The organism is Lachnospiraceae bacterium oral taxon 500 (genome assembly GCA_002999035.1).
Lineage (GTDB): Bacteria > Bacillota > Clostridia > Lachnospirales > Vallitaleaceae > W11650.
Window position 1 is genome coordinate 879,513 of record CP027241.1, and the last position, 17,212, is coordinate 896,724.

General features: G+C 47.3%; 13 protein-coding genes and 1 tRNA gene. 2 read left to right on the forward strand and 12 right to left on the reverse strand.

What is annotated here, in order from left to right; translation table 11 throughout:
• Window positions 1-10 precede the first annotated feature (10 nt).
• The 5 genes from C3V36_04125 to C3V36_04145 form a co-directional block, all read right to left on the reverse strand.
• Window positions 11-928, reverse strand: a complete 918-nt coding sequence (locus C3V36_04125; protein AVM68502.1) for a hypothetical protein — start codon at window positions 926-928, stop codon at window positions 11-13.
• Between the two features lie 463 nt (window positions 929-1,391).
• A tRNA-Thr gene (locus tag C3V36_04130) sits at window positions 1,392-1,467 on the reverse strand.
• Between the two features lie 286 nt (window positions 1,468-1,753).
• Window positions 1,754-2,827 carry a peptide chain release factor 1 gene (locus tag C3V36_04135; GenBank protein ID AVM68503.1) on the reverse strand — a complete coding sequence of 358 codons (1,074 nt, stop codon included), beginning with the start codon at window positions 2,825-2,827 and terminating at the stop codon, window positions 1,754-1,756.
• 147 nt (window positions 2,828-2,974) lie between these two features.
• Window positions 2,975-3,952, reverse strand: a complete 978-nt coding sequence (gene prmC / locus C3V36_04140; GenBank protein AVM68504.1) for a peptide chain release factor N(5)-glutamine methyltransferase — start codon at window positions 3,950-3,952, stop codon at window positions 2,975-2,977.
• 179 nt (window positions 3,953-4,131) lie between these two features.
• The gene (locus C3V36_04145; GenBank protein ID AVM68505.1) at window positions 4,132-5,232 is read right to left on the reverse strand and encodes a hypothetical protein; all 1,101 of its coding nucleotides are present in this window, start codon (window positions 5,230-5,232) and stop codon (window positions 4,132-4,134) included.
• Between the two features lie 459 nt (window positions 5,233-5,691).
• Between C3V36_04145 and C3V36_04150 the strand changes: the two genes are divergently transcribed.
• Both C3V36_04150 and C3V36_04155 read left to right on the forward strand, forming a co-directional pair.
• The gene (locus tag C3V36_04150; protein ID AVM68506.1) at window positions 5,692-5,958 is read left to right on the forward strand and encodes a type II toxin-antitoxin system antitoxin, RelB/DinJ family; all 267 of its coding nucleotides are present in this window, start codon (window positions 5,692-5,694) and stop codon (window positions 5,956-5,958) included.
• Window positions 5,958-6,215, forward strand: a complete 258-nt coding sequence (locus tag C3V36_04155) for a Txe/YoeB family addiction module toxin (protein AVM68507.1) — start codon at window positions 5,958-5,960, stop codon at window positions 6,213-6,215. The genes C3V36_04150 and C3V36_04155 overlap by 1 nt, the downstream gene beginning before the upstream one ends.
• 150 nt (window positions 6,216-6,365) lie before the next feature.
• On the opposite strand, the gene C3V36_04160 is transcribed toward C3V36_04155, so the two are convergent.
• From C3V36_04160 to C3V36_04190, 7 genes are all read right to left on the reverse strand, one after another.
• On the reverse strand, window positions 6,366-7,976 hold the full coding sequence (locus tag C3V36_04160) for a CTP synthase (protein ID AVM68508.1): 1,611 nt from the start codon (window positions 7,974-7,976) through the stop codon (window positions 6,366-6,368).
• Window positions 7,977-8,170: 194 nt separating this feature from the next.
• Window positions 8,171-9,589, reverse strand: coding sequence for a hypothetical protein (locus tag C3V36_04165; protein AVM68509.1), 1,419 nt, complete (start codon window positions 9,587-9,589; stop codon window positions 8,171-8,173).
• Between the two features lie 54 nt (window positions 9,590-9,643).
• Window positions 9,644-11,098, reverse strand: coding sequence for an ATP-binding protein (locus C3V36_04170; GenBank protein ID AVM68510.1), 1,455 nt, complete (start codon window positions 11,096-11,098; stop codon window positions 9,644-9,646).
• Window positions 11,099-11,364: 266 nt separating this feature from the next.
• A complete protein-coding gene (locus tag C3V36_04175) occupies window positions 11,365-12,864 on the reverse strand; it encodes a hypothetical protein (protein ID AVM68511.1) in 1,500 nt (499 codons plus the stop codon).
• Window positions 12,865-12,876: 12 nt separating this feature from the next.
• Entirely contained in the window at window positions 12,877-15,870 is a 2,994-nt protein-coding gene (locus C3V36_04180) for a hypothetical protein (protein ID AVM68512.1), read from the reverse strand.
• Window positions 15,871-15,964: 94 nt separating this feature from the next.
• Window positions 15,965-16,399: a hypothetical protein gene (locus C3V36_04185; GenBank protein AVM68513.1), complete on the reverse strand. Its 435-nt coding sequence runs from the start codon at window positions 16,397-16,399 to the stop codon at window positions 15,965-15,967.
• A 30-nt stretch (window positions 16,400-16,429) separates the two neighbouring features.
• Window positions 16,430-17,128 (reverse strand): hypothetical protein, encoded by a 699-nt coding sequence (locus tag C3V36_04190; GenBank protein AVM68514.1) that lies wholly within the window; start codon window positions 17,126-17,128, stop codon window positions 16,430-16,432.
• Between the last annotated feature and the right edge of the window lie 84 nt (window positions 17,129-17,212).

The following is a 17,212-nucleotide window of genomic DNA, read 5'->3' on the forward strand; positions in this document are numbered from 1 at the left end:
CATTTATTACTCAATTTGGTAAAATCTCCATTAAACGCTTCATTTGCCTGATAATCGCTTCCGCCGAAGTTACCCGGCCGGCCGAGTCCTTGGCCCAGCCATACTCTAAAGTGACATATTCCGGCGTGTTTTTCTGCCACAGCTTTTCAATCCAGATGTAATCTTCCTCTGTCAGTTCCTCATGCACATCGATCCGTCCTAATTTCGGGCAGTGACCATCGTTAGACAACCGGATTGCTTTTTGTCTGTCCTCCGGCATCCGCTGATAATACTCGGCAAAGTCAGCACTGCCAGATAAATGAATCTCCTTAACCCGATTCATCGGCAGCCGCCGGCAATATTCGTCAAAAGCCATGCCCAAGTGTTCGGCTGAAACCCGGGCATGAGACAGGTCAAATAAAAAACCGATTTCCGTTTCTTCCACCAGTCTTTTGATTGTTTCCGGCTGTGCCGCGTAAGACACCGTACTGATTTGGCCAATCTTAGGGTATTCCGGGCAATAGTCAATGTTTTCAATCAAGACCGGCACCTCTAAGTGTTCTTTTAAATATAAAATATTTTGCTTCATCCGCTCATGTAACTGCCATTCTTTTTCCGCCTGATCGCCGCTCAGGTCAGCCATATCTTCCGGATAAACCAAACAGTGAAAGGCCACATGCGGGCTGTCATAATAATAAAGCAATTCATTCATTCTTTGCACGGCTTTGGTCAGATTTCCACCATATTCTTTCGGAATCTCGGCTTTGGTCAAATCCATGCCGATTCGCTCGTACCAGCCGAAACCATGCAAAAGCAGCGGCCTTTGGGCAAAAGCCGCTTCCAAATCGTTATCCCCAAACGCTCCGGCTTTAATATAATTCAGTTCCGGCAATTCTCCCTGCTTCAGCAATTCCAGCAACGCTTTTGAATAATTGCAGCCCCATTTCATAGCCTTCTCCTTTTTTGTTTTTTCTCATGTTTTCATGTCCATGTCGGTTGCCTTGCGGGGTGCATGCGCCTTTGCATGTGAGGCATACACAGCGTCTGCGGTTTCGATTGTCTTATAAGCTACGGATTTCTCCGCTGCTTCGCTGCTCCCGAAATCCTACCGTCATTCGCATTCCGGGCTACCGCCCTTCTTGCTCATGCCGGTTGCCTTGCAGGGTGCATGCGCCTTTGTATGTGAGACATGCACGGCGTCTGCCGTTCGATTGTCTATAAGCTACGGATTTCTCCGCTGCTTCGCAGCTCCCGAAATCCTACCGGCATTCGCACTCCGGGCTACCGCCCTCCTTGCTCATGCCGGTTGCCTTGCAGGGTGCATTCGCCTTTGCATGCAAGCATGCATGGTGCGTGCGCTGCGCAAGAGCTTATACGACAAAAAAGCCATCCTTTTTTGGGACAGCTTTTCTTGCAGCTTTCAGCCGGACTCGAACCGGCGACCTATGCATTACGAATGCATCGCACTACCAACTGTGCTATGAAAGCAATGAACGTTAATTATTATAAAGGGTTTGGACTTTTTTGTCAATCCCTTTTTTTATAATTTTGGATGCAGTTCAGGCAAGGCTATATTACAGTCCGGACAAGCCATTCGCAATCCACCGACATAACTTTCGTCGAATTACTCATGTATGCGTCAGCAAATAAGTATTAGCAATGGATACCTTTTGAAAGCAAGCTTTCCGCCCTATCCATCGTCAATACCTACTTGCCCGAACTGTAACCAAGCTGTATTCCGGTGCCGCGAGACCGCGTCGGTCTCTATGGGCTCTTATTCCTTTTCCATACTGTTGAGCCGCTCGGTTTGATCGGCGGTAGTCAAGGCATTGATCATTTCCTCCAAATCGCCGTCCAAAAAGTCATTTAACCGGTACAGCGTCATTTTAATCCGATGGTCGGTTACCCGCCCCTGCGGAAAGTTATAGGTTCTGATTTTTTCCGAACGATCGCCGGTTCCGACCTGATTGCGACGGTTCTGCGCCAGTTCCTTTTCCTTTTTCTCCAGTTCCATATCATAGAGCCGGGCACGCAGCACTTTCATGGCCTTATCCTTATTTTTCAGCTGTGACTTCTCGTCCTGCATCGACACGACAATACCGGTGGGAATATGCGTCAGCCGCACCGCGGAATCGGTCGTATTGACCGACTGGCCGCCATTGCCGGACGAACGAAAAACATCAACCCGGACATCATTCATATCCAAATCAATCTCAACGTCATCCGCTTCCGGCAGCACCGCTACCGTAACCGTGGAGGTGTGAATCCGGCCGCCCGACTCCGTTACCGGCACGCGCTGCACCCGGTGTACGCCGCTTTCGTATTTCAGCTTGGAATAAGCGCCCTTGCCGTTGACCATAAAAATAACTTCCTTAATTCCGCCGACGCCAATCTCATTTAAACTGACCACTTCGGTTTTCCAACGATGCCGCTCGGCAAAGCGAGTGAACATCCGGTACAAATCCCCCGCGAACAACGCCGCTTCATCGCCGCCTGCACCGCCTCTGATTTCAATAAACACATTTTTATCGTCATTCGGGTCTTTGGGAATCAGCAAAATCTTGATTTCCTCCTCCAAAGCTGCCGTGCTCTCCTTGGCCTCCGCCAATTCCTCCTTCGCCAGCTCTTTCATCTCGGCGTCACTGCTCTCCTCCAATATCTCTAAGGATTCCCGAATCGTCTCTTTCGCCTTTTTATAGTCACGGTACTTTTCAATAATCGGCGTCAGGTCGTTGTGCTCTTTCATCAGCTTCTGCCATTCCTCCTGATTGGCAATCACTGCCGGGTCACTGACGAGCCTGCCGACTTCCTCATAGCGTTTCTCTGTTACTTCCAAATTTTCAAACATTTTTTTCCTCTTTCTACTTGGTTATAGTTCCAGCAAAATCAATACTTGATATGACCGAAAACTGCTCTCATGAGAAATAGCAAATATATTTGCTTAACACCCAATCTCGTAATGCATTAAAAACAAATTACAAACCGCTTGCCTAAACTATAACTTAACTTCTGTTCTTGGCGCAGTCGCCGTAATGATTCGTTCCCGGCCGGTTAAATCCGGCAAAATTCCGATTTCCTGCCAGCCATTTACTCGCAAAAGCTGTGCCACCGCCGTCCCCTGCCCACAGCCAATTTCCAAAAGAAGCCTGCCGCCGCGGGCTTTTTCCTGAACCAACGCGCTGCCCGGCTCTACTGATTTCGCTTCGTTTTCTTCCGTCGCAGCCTGTTTTTTTTCGATTAAATCTGCCGGCACCCGGCAATATGCGGCTGAGCCTCTTCTGAGATAGGACGCCGCCCGTCCGGCAATCTGCCGGTAAAAATCCAGTCCATCGGCACCGCCGTCCAGTGCCAGTTCCGGGTCATAGTTCCTCACTTCCGCTTCCAAATCTTTCATTTCCGCCGCCGCAATATAGGGCGGATTGCTGACAATAAAATCAAACTTTTCCGCCGATAAACCGGCAAACAAATCGCTTTGCAGCCACTTAATCCGGCTGTTTAAGCCGTGCCGCTCGCCATTTTTACGCGCCTGTGCCAACGCCTTTTCCGAAATATCTACCGCTGTCACTTCCGCCGCCGGATTTTCCGCCGCCAAAACAATCGCAATGCAGCCGCTGCCGGTACACAAATCCAGCACTTTGGGCTGCGCCAGCCCGGCCATTTCCTTTAAAGCCAGTTCCGCCAAAAGCTCCGTTTCCGGCCGGGGGGTCAACACATCCGGGCTAACGGCTATTTCATAGCCGTAAAAGTTTTGGCTGCCGGTAATTTCCTGTAACGGTACCCCGGCCATTCTCCGCTCCAGCAAAACATGATAACTCGCCACATCCGCCGCCGAAACTTCCGCCTTGCCGGATAAAAGGTAATCCTGCAAGCGCCAGTCTTTTAGAAATAAAAGCAATTCCTTCGCATCATTTTCTGCTTTCCCGGTAGCGGCTAATTCCTGCTTCGCCTTATTTAATAACTCATGATAATTCATCTTAAACGATTCCTGCTTGCCGAATGATTAACTCAACTTTCCCCTGATTGAACTCCTGCACACTTCTGCCCCGGAGGCACAGCCTGCATGAACCCCGCTTTTGGCACTTTTCTTGCCTGTTCCGCATAAGATTTTCATGAGAGATTTCTCAGGCTGATTTCTCCTTATTTTTATCCCTTTCACGGCAACATGGTCTCCATCTGCCTTAGTACCTTTCGCTCGTTTTCTAATTCCCTTCCCCGGCGCAGAAGCTCTTCTTTTTCTTCCGTCAGCCTTTCTTTCAGCCGATCCCGGCCGCCGGCGCTGGCATAATAATCCGAATCCTGCAAAAACAAATCAATCAATTCTTCTTCCTTTTCCGGCAGCATGGCCGCCATTTCCCGGGCAATATCCAGCGCCGTCAGCCGCTGCTGTTTTTCCAAATCTTCATAACGCTGTCTTTGGTGTTTTTCTTTGGTAAATATTTCATACCGCAGCCGTAAGCCTTCGGAGCTGTTAATTTCAAACTTTTTATATTCATAGTCCAGCAGCCGCCGGTACCGAACATATTTCAGCTTAACCTTATTCATCAGCTTAACTGCTCTTTGCTGCATTTTCCCGTTTTTCTCTAGCGCACTGCGAAAATAGCGGCGAAAAACCGCCGCCCATATTCCGAAAAAACCGATGCTCAAAATCAGCACCACCGCCGGCACAAAAATATTCTGACGTTTGGATAACAGAAAAAGAAAAATCGTTCCCAAAATTGCCGCCGCTACCGCTGCATAAAGGACAATACCGGTAAGCAAAAGCCCAATCCGGCTGCGTTTGAATTCATATTCCAGACTTGACCGCTCTCCCTCTAAATAGCTCAAATCTTTTTGTACCTTTTGAAACTCCAGTTCATTTTCCTCAATAATTTTCAAGACTCTGGGCAAATCTTCATCAAAGGTCAAATCAGAAATCTGATTCAAATATTCCCGCATTTCCTCATGATGATCCTTGGCCTCCTGCTTTTGGCCGCGCAAAGCCGAATATTGTTTGGCCATTTGCACTAAGACATTCCGGCGCCGTTCCGGAAAGCGGGCAAATCGGTCCGTCAGCTGCAGCCTTTTTTCATTGCGCGCTGCTCTGGGCAAATGTTCAGCCAACGCCGCGTCATTTTCCGCCTGCCAGCCCGCCAGCTTCGCGGCCGGATTATCGCTTTCTCTTAATTCCTTAGTGTCATAGCCTCCGATATAGGTTACTTCATACGGCGTCCAATAGGAACGCAGTTTTTCTTTAATTTTAGCAAAAATTCCCATTTCCGCCCTTTCTGTTTATCATGGCTACATACAACAATACCATCTGATTGCGTCAGTCAAACCGCTGCTCCCGCCGAAAGACTTCTTTGTTGAGTTCCTGATTCATTATAAATTCTTTTTTGATATCTGTCAATTTATATCGCGATGTTTCTTCATTTTTCATTGAAATTCTGTTTTCCCTTTCTATATCCCCATCAAATTAAAAAAATATTATCCATTTTCCCTTGACAGTATATAATAAGAGTATTAGCTGCATCAAGCGTTCAGTCTTTGTACAGTCAATCGCTGAATTAACTCTATCTGCTAAGGATGTATTCCATAAGAAGAAGTAAAGATTTTTTCTTTACTTCTTCTTTATTTTATGATATAGTAAAAACAGAAACTATAATCTAAAAAATATTTCAAACCAAATACCGAGTGCTCAAAGCCTCACCCGATAGCATAGGAGGAACTTTTATTATGGCTCAAACCGTAAATGTTAATTTCAAATTAGACGCTGATGTAAAAAAAAGCATGGAAGCCGTCTGTTCAGAATTAGGTCTTTCTATGAGTGCCGCTTTTACCGTATTTGCTAAAAAAGTCAGCCGGGAAAAACGAATTCCATTTGAGCTTTCCGCTGATCCGTTTTACTCGGAAAGCAATATTCGCTATTTAGAGGGTATAATGCATGACATAAAAGCAGGGAAAGCCCACTTTGCTGAGCATGATCTGATTGAGGTGGACTAATGAAACTTTTATGGGAAGATAGAGCATGGGAGGACTATTTATACTGGCAAGACCAAGATAAAAAAACGCTAAAAAAAATAAACGCATTAATAAAGGATATCCAAAGAAACACTTTTAACGGAATTGGAAAACCAGAACCATTGAAAGAAAATTTAAATAGCTTGTGGAGCAGACGAATTGATGAAACAAATCGGATTGTTTACTATGAACAAAACGGAATTATTTTCATTGTTTCCTGCCGCGGACATTACGACTAAATCCCCTAAGAAAAAGGGCTGTTGCAAAATAAAGCTTTTACACAAGATACCTTGATAAATCTTGTGTAAAAATCTTAAAATGCAACAGCCCTTTTAAATTCATCTTCTTTTACCGCCGCAGGCCTTCTGCCAAAATCACGGCAACGATTGCTATTTCTTTTCCGCCTGCTTAACTGCTCCGATAAACCCGGCAAACAGCGGATGCGGCCGATTCGGTCTGGATTTAAACTCCGGGTGGAACTGCACCGCTACAAAATACGGATGCTCCGGCAATTCAACAATTTCCACCAGCCGCTCGTCCGGCGACAGCCCGGCAATGAAAAGCCCGGCCGCCTCCAATGCTTCCCGAAATTCATTGTTGAACTCATAACGATGACGATGCCGCTCATAAATCAACTCACTTTGATAACACTCATAAGTCTTACTGCCCGGCTTTACCTTGCAGGGATAGGCGCCCAGCCGCATCGTTCCGCCCTTTTCGTCAATATCCTTTTGCTCCGGCATGATATCAATCACCGGATACGGCGTATCCGTACTCAGCTCCGAGCTGTGCGCTCCGGCCAGTCCCGCTACGTTGCGGGCAAATTCAATCACCGCCGCCTGCATCCCTAAGCAGATTCCAAAAAATGGAATCTGATTTTCCCTGGCATAGCGAATGGTTTCAATCTTGCCCTCAATCCCCCGGTCGCCAAAGCCGCCCGGCACTAAAATACCGTCCGCCTCGCCCAGCTTTTCCTCCGCATTGGCCGCGCAAATATCCTCCGCATTCAGCCACAGGAAATCAACCGCCCGGCCGTGCCGGATACCGGCGTGCTTGAGCGCTTCAACAATCGACAAATAAGCATCGTGCAGTTCTACATACTTACCGACCAAAGCAATTTTCAGCACTTTTTCCGGCAAGCCTTTTTCTTTCTCAACCAATGCCTGCCACTCGGCCAAATCCGGCTGCCTGTTTTCTAACTTCAGCTGACGGCAGACGATATCCGCCAAGCCCTCTTTTTCCATCATCAGTGGCACTTCGTACAAGGTTTCCGCATCTAAGTTCTGAATCACGCAGTCTTTTTTGACATTGCAAAACAACGCCAATTTATCAATCATATCCTGCGACATCCGGTACTCCGTCCGGCAGACCAAAATATCCGGTGTAATACCCATTGCCCGCAGTTCCTTGACGGAATGCTGGGTCGGCTTGGACTTCATCTCACCGCCCATTTTTAAATACGGAATCAAAGTGACATGGATATAAACCACATTTTCCCGGCCAACCTCAGAGGCTACCTGCCGAATCGCCTCAATAAACGGCTGGCTTTCAATATCACCAACCGTGCCGCCGATTTCGGTGATGACAATATCCGAGTTATTGTTTTTGCCGACCCGGTAAACCCGCTCCTTGATGGCATTGGTAATATGCGGAATAACCTGCACCGTCGCCCCCAAAAACTCGCCTTTTCTTTCCTTATTCAAGACCGACCAGTAAATCTTGCCGGTCGTGATATTATTTTCTTTCGTCAAGTTTTCATCAATAAAGCGCTCGTAATGTCCGATATCCAAATCCGTTTCCGCACCGTCCTCGGTCACAAAAACCTCACCATGCTGATAGGGGCTCATTGTCCCCGGATCAATGTTGATATACGGGTCAAACTTTTGAATCGTCACGCTGTATCCTCTGGCCTTTAACAGCCGGCCCAAAGATGCCGCCGTAATTCCTTTTCCCAGGCCGGAAACCACCCCGCCTGTTACAAAAATATACTGCATTTTCAACCTCCACGGATTCTTATTGTCGAATTTCCTACTAAATTTTAATTTTAAGACCTTATTCCCTGTCTGTCAAGCGACTTTTTTCCTTTTCGCCGTTTCGGCTCTCCACGTACTTTTGCCGCTCCGCCATTGCCCATCTGAAAAACTAAAAAACACGGGCTTTGCAAACAAAATCTATCGCCGCTTCCCTTTCGCTATTATTTTAAAAGCTTGACGCTTTCCGCTGCCGCCCGCTCCAAGACTTGATCCTGTTGACTCAGCTTAGCCCTAAGCGCCGTGTTCAGCGCATTCTGTGTGCTAAAATCTATAACCGGATATTCGCCAAGACCGCTTGCCTTTTGGAACGCCAGTACCGCCGGCAAAGTATTGGCTTCATATTTGTTGTCTGGCGTTTCCTGGAAATAACCTAAATAGCGGAGGATGTCTTCGGCCTTTTTGATTGCCTCATTTTCATCGCCGATAAAGAAGCGCCGGTCGGAAATAATATAATCCGGTGTTTCCGCCAAAATATCGGGAGCAATTCCCACCTTCTGCACCGGCGTGCCTTTCGGTGTAAAAAAGTCCTTAAAGGTCAGCTTAAAGCTGTACTGGCCGCCATTGATATTCAGAACTTCCTGCGCTACGCCCTTACCGTAAGTCCTTTCGCCTATCAATAGACCAATACCGGAATCCTTTAACGCGCCGGCCAATATTTCAGAAGCCGAAGCCGTGTTTTTATTGACAAGCACAATGATTTTCCGGTACGGTGCCTGGGTTAGCTCCGAGTAATAAATTTCCTCTTCCCCCTGATTATCGCGAAAACTGACAATCCTTCCTTTCGGCACAAGCATTTGTGCAATTTCAATGGCCGAATGAACATAGCCGCCGCCATTGTCACGCAAATCCAGTACCATTACCTTGGCTGCTTTATTTTCGGCTTTATCCATAATCGCCTTTAGTTCTGCGGCCGTATCCGAGCCAAAGCTGGTCAGCGCCACATACAGCACCGCCTGCGGATTCATATCGGCCGGCAAAGTCAGCGCCAGGCGATTCCAGGCGATCTGCTCAGCTGTCAGCAGCTGCAGCGTCCGTCTTTCCAGCCGAAAACTCAGTGTTTGCCGGCCGCGCTTAACTTCCAGCAGCACATAGGTCCCTTTTTCACCCAGAATCTTATTGGCAACTTCCTCCGTGGTAGTCATGTCGGCAAAACTCACGCCATCGGCTCCCAGCAAAATATCCCCCGGCAAAACGCCGCCTTCTTCGGCGCTGCCGCCGGCAATCAGCTTGGTTACCACAAAGATATTATTTTCCCGGCGAAACTGAATGCCAATCCCCTCGAACTTTTTATCAATGCTGCGTTCAAACTCCCGAGCCTGCTCCTGAGTAAAAAATTCCGAGTATTCATCAAGGCTTTGAAACATTCCCTTCATCGCCGCTTCAAACAGTTCCTGCCGGCTGATATTACCGGTGTAGTCCTGCTCAATCCGCTCCATCACTTGTTCAAAGATCCGAGCGTACTCCGCACTGTCGGCCGCAGCCGGCAGCATACTACTCCAAATCAGCGTCAATACAATCGCTCCGGCTAAAACTTTTTTTAGAATCCTTTTTTTCATCTTTTGTCCTCTCCGTTTTTGCATAATTCAACTTTTTTATAATAGTTTTTATCATCTTACTATAAGCCCTCCAGTTTTTCAACTGAAATAATTCACAATCTGCTCAAGCTCGTAAAGCTGCGCTCCGCTTTCTTTAACCGCCGCTATGAGTTTTTTGTCAAATCCGCTCTCCGAAAAGAGGGCATAATGAAACTTGGCTTTCTCTTTCAATGGCATCAACTTAACCAGTGTATCAAGATATTCCGAGTAAGAGAAAGGACTGGCTTTGAATTTACATTCACCAACCAAATATTCACCGGCCTCTCTGTCAACGGCTAAAACGTCAATTTCCGTTTCTGCCGTCCGCAAACCGCCTGGTGCTTTTTCATCGCGCACCGTGGTTTTGCCCATCCACCGCCCTATTTTGGCATAGCGGAAAGGCAATTCTTTTTTCTTTTGCTTCTCCCTAATAAACTCACGGCAGATTTCCTCAAAGACAGGAGCGGCAAATTCATGCAGCGCAGGCGCGACAGCATATTCATAAACGCCGTCTGCATCGCCGTCCTCTAACTGCGAGAAGTTCACAAAACCAAAAGCATACCAAAAACGGAAGAAATGATCCGTCAGACGATATATCCCTCGGTTTGCGTTTGCCTGTTCTTTCATTTTGGTATCCACCGAAAATTCTCGCTTAACAATGCCGAGTTCCATTAGATTTTTCAAATAAACGCTGGTTTTGGAAGCATCTTCTATCAGTGATTTTTGGCTAATTGCGCTTAACTTGGTATTGCCGAGTGCAACCGCTTCAATAATAGAGTTATAAAGAGATGTTTCCCGCAGTTCCTGATGCAGTAAAAACTCCACCTCGCTATAAAGAATACAGCCCTTGGTCAAAATATTTTGTTTGATGTTCTCCCGCACAGTCAGCCGAGGGTTCCATTGCCGCAAGTAGTGCGGAATACCGCCAAGAACAGCATAAGCCATCACTTTATCACGGGCAGAATAATCCGGGAAAAACTTTGCTGCATCATAAAACCCCATTTCTTTCATCTTATAAATACCGGTAGCCCGGCCATAAAGCGGATTTTTCTCTGCCAGCAGTTCCTTTTCGATAAAACTCATCGCGCTGCCGCACAAAATCACCATCACATTACCGCCACGAAGCTCCCCATCCCAAAGATTTTGCAAAACAGACGGAATACTCCTATTGCCCCGGCACATATACGGAAACTCGTCAATCACAACTAATTTTTTGGCACTGCCGTAAGGCAAATCCAAAATAGCCCGGAATGCTTTTTCCCAGTCAGCAAATTCGGTGATATAATTTTTAGCTGGAATATTCTCTTTCAATATCCGGTCTGAAAAATTCCTAAGCTGCACCCGGTCTGTCGTCTGAGTGCAGGAAAAAAAGAAATGCGGCTTCCCCTTACAAAACTCTCGCAGGGTTTCAGTTTTGCCCACACGTCGTCGGCCGTACCAAACAATCAGCTGTCCGCCACTTTCCCTGTACTTGTCGCTTAAAAATTTCAATTCCATTTCTCTGCCTATAAACATCTGCACACCTTCTCTCGAAAATATATCTAATCGTGATTTACCAAATCCTGATTAGATATTATTATATCTTGTTTCGGTGAAAAAATCAAGTCAGGCCGAAGTTCTTGATTGGAATATCATATAAGTTTCTTCCTCACACAAAAGCGCACGGCCTATCACCGTGCGCTTTTATTTTAACTTTCCTTGCCTATAAGACTCTACCCAGCGAAAAGGCAAAATCCTTTCATCAAACCTAAGGAACACAAAAAAACTTACATCTATTCCCTTTAATACGCCGTGCCGATTTCACTGCGCAAGTAATTAATCAGCCGGTTAATCACCGCTGCCGCTTCCGCTTTGGTAAACCACTGCGTCGGTTTGACATTGCCGTCGCTGTCGCCTAAAATCACACCGATTTTGTAACCGGCCATAATCTCGCGCTTCGCCCACGGCGCAATCTGCGCATCATCACGAAACGGTGTCTGCAAAGCCGTCATTACGCCCAGCCGCTCCAGACCGATGACCCTGACATAAATGGTAAAAGCCTCCTGCCGGGTAATGGGCTTGTCCACGGAAAAGTTTTCCCCCGTGCCGTCCACCATCCGGACATCATACGCCGCCATAATATACGGATAAAGCGGATGCTCCGGCCCGACATCACCAAATATCTTAGGCGCATTCTTTTTCGGATTCTTATACTTAGAAATATCCACATTCATGGCCAGACATAAGGCTTTGACATACTCGCCCCGGCTCATGGCCTCATACTGCATGCCGCTGTGCGGAATCTCGGTATATACCCCCAAACTGTATAACTGCTTGATATCCTCCTCCGCCCAGTGCCCGCTCAAAAACTCCAGATTTTTCGGAATCAGCAGCTTTTCAATCGGATTGGCCGGCATAAACAAAATGGAATTAGCCTTTTCTTTGGCAGTCAGTCCCGGCTCGTCATTGCGAATCTCGTAAGTCAGTGTTGCTTTTCTTTCCAGCCTTTGATTATAGGTACCGGAAAAACTGATTTGATAAGGGTCACTTTGCTCATAATAAATACTGCGGTTCGCCTCCAGCCGCGGCTTTATCTGCACATCCCGGTGAAATCCGGTCGGCGAATCAATATTCAGTTCCAGCACCTGACTTTCCAGCTTCGCCCACGGCTGCTTAAAACCGGTAATCTTACCGTTCATAGTCGCATAATACGGTTTTTTATCGCCGTCCAAATAAGTCGCCACATAGGACACATCGGTCGTAAAATAATTGACGCCGGGCGTAATATCTTCGGCCGTTGATTTGGAAAAAGTGGTCGCACTCGGATCCAGCGTCAGTGTCTTGTCGCCGACCTTAATCGTTTCCACCCAGTTCAGAAGCTTCGAGTCCTTGATGACCTGAAAACTATATGGGCTTTCCTGCTTGCGGAAAGAAGTCGACAGCCGCACCCGCCGGTCAATGCTGGCTGCTGCCGCTTCGTTTTTCGCATTAATCTGATATTCCTCGGTATAAGAGCCAGCCTCACTGGATGCTATTTTATCAGTATTCATCGTCACCGTAATCGTCCCGGTCATTTCTATCGGCTTTGCCCCGAAAAAAATCATTTCCTTATACTGATAGGTCTTTTTGGCTTCCTTCTTGACTGGTACATATTCTTCCATAATTTTCGGCAGGGTGTCACCCTCGGAAATCCCGCCGAAAAAGCCAAGTTCACCCTCCGCCGCCAGACTTATGTCCGCAAATAAAAACAACAGCGCCGCACACAGAAGCGACCCTAATTTGATTTCCCAATTTTTTTTCATACCGGCTCCCTTCTACTGCTCGACAAAGAACAAATATCCTTCAGCCGTGCGATCCGAACTGTCTTTCACACTCTTAATCAAATCCTTGGTCGTCATCGCCCGAAGCACCTCGCCTACTTTTAAGCTGTCCTTTTCCGTCGCTTTATTTTCCCGGAAAAAGAGAGCGGAAGCATGCACAGTTAAAACGGCATAACTGTTGCTTAAACTGAGCGGCACCCATTTTTTCTGCGCCCGCTGATACACAAACACATCCTTAATCTTAATGCCGTCGCCGTCAATCGCATAAATTGTTCCCTTAACGCCTTCCTGTAAATAGGGCTGTTCCAGCACATAATTCGCTTTGGCGCCGTCGGAAATGATATTATACACCTTGTCCGTATGCGTAACTTCCCCATAGGATAAAAACTTCGACTGATTGATAAAGCCCTCGCCCGAATAAATTCTGGTATTATGGTCCATTTCAAACTCACGTTTAATCGGTGAGTAAACCCAGTTCATCCCTTTTAAAGCAGCATTTGACTGGAGCTTAAAGCCCTGCATTTCATTAATTTTGGCAATCCGGCCGCGGAAGATTTGCAGACTGCCATTGCCCGGCTCAGCCGTTACTTCAATCAGCGCTGCCTGATTTTCACCATTTAAAATCACTCTGGCATAATCCGGCGGCAAAAGGCTGCCAAAGCTGACAACATGATTATCCTTTAAAATAATCGTACCGTCATCGGTTTGAATCGGCGCCGTCCGGTCCTCTAAAGTCAGGCGGCTGTTATCACGTACTGTTTCAATCCTGTCTCTGGCCAGCATCGTTTCCCGGCTGTCCCTGAAACTAAGCGTATCCAAAATCTCACCCGAATAAAACTGGGTCGTCACCGCGTAGCCGGTCATATCCTTGGAATAAAGGAACTTGCGCACATAGTCGGCCGTAACTCGCTGGCCGTTGTAATAGTATTTGGTCTGCTCATTCTGCTGAAAGACCCGGCTGGCCTGATAATTATCCCAGCGATTATATTGCAGCTGATAGGAATGATTCAGCGTCAGCTGTTTCTGTGCCTGATTTAAAAGGCCGATATTGCCCTTATAAATATTAGCCACCTGATTCCCCAGCTTATCAACGGCAATTTCCTTAACCGTTTCCTTTAAAGTACCAGGACTGATTACCGCCTGATTAATCAGGAGCTTAACCGTTTGTCCGGCCTGCAGCCGCGCCAGAGAACTCCGTTCTTCGCCGTAAAAAACACCGACTAGCGGCGCAACCGTATAGGTATTCAGCGACTCATCCGGACGGCGAATCGTAATCTGCGAACCGGCATCGCCGCCATCACGGACATCTACAATCCGGCCAAAATCCGCCACATAATTCGTACTGGCCGAAATCCGGGTAATATACTCCTCATCCTCCTCCGACAGCAGCGCATGAACAATATCGCCAACCTCTAAATCGGTAATTTTGCCGTCATAAGGGTCAAAACGGTAATGCCGGAACAATTCATCAAAATAACCGGAATTGACATTGTTTTCATAATACGGCCTTTTTTCAATGGTTAACTCGGAGGCATTATATTTTTTGGTCAAAAGCTTACTGTCCCAGGTTTCAATCACAATGTACTTAAAATCCAGCTGAATATCCTTAATAATCCCGCTGACTTCATTGGTCCGGATGATATCGCCCTGATAATAAATTTCGGTTACCAACTTATCCTTGACCGTCACCGTTACCCGATGGCTGTACGGCAGGCTCGCCAGCGGCACAAACCGGTCATTATACTGGATTTTCAGCGCCACCTGATCAGGATTGCGCCGATAGAGACTTGGCGTCATGGTAAAATGATAGCTGTTTTCCCCGTCCTTTAAAATGATTTGACCCTTGTCCAAATCAAAGGGCTGCAAACTCCCAGAAAAAGAATAGGGCTGATCCGGTTCCTTGGCGCTGACATATAACAGACCGCCCTTATCGTCTACCAAATACTCCACCTTATCGCCTTCTTTGAGGGCCAGCATCGTTGACAGGGTACCATAGCGCAGCACCGGTGCCGACAAGATCGTTTTTTGATTATCGCTGCTGATTTCCTCGGCGTAAATCAGCTTATCGACCTGGCCGGTTTGATTGCGAACCAGATAATTCCTTTCTTTTTTGGAAGTTTGATTGTTTAAGGTCGTATCGTCGGCAATATGCCCGACATAACCGTCTTTCATGGTAATATTTCTCAGCCGGTACAGGGTTTGCCCCATATTACGGATAGCCTGTGCCATCTCGGCCCGGGTAATCCCCCGCTTCGGCGCAAAAGCATTGCCGGATCCTTTCATAATCCCGGCTCTGGTCACCATTTCCACATAAGGCAAATACTCGGCCTTGATATTTTGCCAGTCGCTGTAACGGAAAATCGCCTGATTTTCATACTGCGGAACCATCTCCGTCGAACCGGCTGCTGAAGCTAATTTAACCAGCCAAGCCGCTACTTCTTCCCTCGTTGCCATATCTAAACGACGAAAGTTTTCCATCGGCAGCAGTGCCGATTGATCCTCTGCCAGGGCATCATTCAGCTGTGCCTCAGTAATTGCGCCCAGTCTCCTGGCTACCGTTAAATAGCCTTTGGACCAAAAAGTTAAGTTGCTTTGCACAGTTTCACCGGCCTCAATCCCTTCGGCCGCTTTCTTCGCATCGGCTTCTTTGCCGATTGTCCGCAAAAGAAGTGCCAGCGCTTCTTCTTTGCTGACCAGTTGGTTGGGCCGGTAATAATACCGTCCGCCCTCGGAATAGCCCTGAACAATGCCCAGCGCCCCCAGTCGGGAAACGGCTTCCTTGGCCCAGTGCCCCCCTAAGTCAGCAAAGTTTAAGTTTTGGCGAATGGTATCGCCCAGCATCAGGCCGCGGTACACTCCGCTGACCGGATCGGAAACGATCCCCTGATCCTCGGTAATTGCCGCCCGGACACCAAACGGCTGCAGCAATACTAAACACAGCAAAAATGCTGCTGCTCTGAAAATGATAGATTTTCTTCCTGACTTCACTTTTTTCCTCCCACAATCCAGCTTGCTTTTTTATTTATTTATTTCGGCGCTTTTTCGCTTTTTCTAAAGATTTTTCATTGAATTTATAAAAAGATTAAACTGAACCGTCTTTTTTTAAGGGAACCGCCACGACATGCAGCTGATTTCTACCCAGATCGGAACGGTTTAATTCAATCTGATAATCAATCTTCAAATCAAAACCGCCCTCTAAGGGGGTCAGGCTGACATCCTGTGTATGGCTGATTACTTCCATATAGCCGAACGGCGTTTCGTAGGGCACGATATGTGATACCCCTTTTTCAAACAACAAATGCGTATTTTTTTGACCATAGCGAATAATTGACACCAAATCGCCGTCAGCCTTAATCAAGGTCTTAACCGGATTTTCCGTATCCAGTAAATTATCAATATAGGATAAATAGAGTTTGCCGTCCTTTTCCCGGTACTGCCCGGTCGTTATCATTTCCACCGCATCGCCGTCAGCCGACTCCTGCATGCCGACGATACTGATCTTTACATTTTCTTCCATATTTGCTCCTGATTTTTAATTTCTCTTTGCTTACTTGTCGGCCGATTCCCCGCATAAAAGCGCCATCAGCTGCTCAGGACGGTCAATAATATAGGTAATCTCCGCTCCTGCTTTCTCCAAATCCGCCAGTCGGCGAAAGCCCCAACTGACAAAGGCACTGTCAATTCCGGCATTTTGAGCCGTTGCCATATCCACTTCCGAATCCCCGACATAAAGGGTTTCCTCCTGTGCCGCACCGGCTGCTGCCATAATCCTTTCCGCTCCGGCTGGACTTGGCTTAATGGGCAGTTCCTCGGTCGCACCGCTAATTTCCGCCCAGTTCCAGTCAGCCAGATAATCGGCCGCAATCTTTTTGACCATATAGTCAATCTTATTGGAATTGACCGCCAACTGATAACCGGCCTCCGTCAGCCGGTCAAGAAGTCCGGCAATCCCCGGATACAGGCCTAAGCCTTCCTTATAATGTGTTTCATAGGCCTTAACCAGTTCCTCATAATAGGGATGAATTCCGTCCCGGACAAACACCTCAGCCGGCAGTGCTCTTTCCGCTAATTTTTTTAAGCCGTTGCCCACAAAATAGCGATACTCCGCCTTGGTATGAACTGGCAGCCCATGCCCGGACAGCACCGCGTTCATGGCCGCCCCAATCCCCTCTAAGGAATCCAGCAGCGTTCCGTCTAAATCAAAAATGATTAGTTTATATTTTTTCATTATGGTCGCACTCCTCATCTGTGCAGCCTCTCTGAAGGCCCCGCCCCACAGGCATAGCCGCCGGAAGATACCCCGGCGCCAAAAAATCTCACACTTTTATAG

What these genes read in the sequence shown, in the direction of transcription:
- C3V36_04125 (AVM68502.1), bottom strand. Translation starts at nt 928, where the DNA reads ATGAAATGGGGCTGCAATTATTCAAAAGCGTTGCTGGAATTGCTGAAG.
- C3V36_04135 (AVM68503.1), bottom strand. Translation starts at nt 2,827, where the DNA reads ATGTTTGAAAATTTGGAAGTAACAGAGAAACGCTATGAGGAAGTCGGC.
- prmC (AVM68504.1), bottom strand. Translation starts at nt 3,952, where the DNA reads ATGAATTATCATGAGTTATTAAATAAGGCGAAGCAGGAATTAGCCGCT.
- C3V36_04145 (AVM68505.1), bottom strand. Translation starts at nt 5,232, where the DNA reads ATGGGAATTTTTGCTAAAATTAAAGAAAAACTGCGTTCCTATTGGACG.
- C3V36_04150 (AVM68506.1), top strand. Translation starts at nt 5,692, where the DNA reads ATGGCTCAAACCGTAAATGTTAATTTCAAATTAGACGCTGATGTAAAA.
- C3V36_04155 (AVM68507.1), top strand. Translation starts at nt 5,958, where the DNA reads ATGAAACTTTTATGGGAAGATAGAGCATGGGAGGACTATTTATACTGG.
- C3V36_04165 (AVM68509.1), bottom strand. Translation starts at nt 9,589, where the DNA reads ATGCAAAAACGGAGAGGACAAAAGATGAAAAAAAGGATTCTAAAAAAA.
- C3V36_04170 (AVM68510.1), bottom strand. Translation starts at nt 11,098, where the DNA reads ATGTTTATAGGCAGAGAAATGGAATTGAAATTTTTAAGCGACAAGTAC.
- C3V36_04175 (AVM68511.1), bottom strand. Translation starts at nt 12,864, where the DNA reads ATGAAAAAAAATTGGGAAATCAAATTAGGGTCGCTTCTGTGTGCGGCG.
- C3V36_04185 (AVM68513.1), bottom strand. Translation starts at nt 16,399, where the DNA reads ATGGAAGAAAATGTAAAGATCAGTATCGTCGGCATGCAGGAGTCGGCT.
- C3V36_04190 (AVM68514.1), bottom strand. Translation starts at nt 17,128, where the DNA reads ATGAGGAGTGCGACCATAATGAAAAAATATAAACTAATCATTTTTGAT.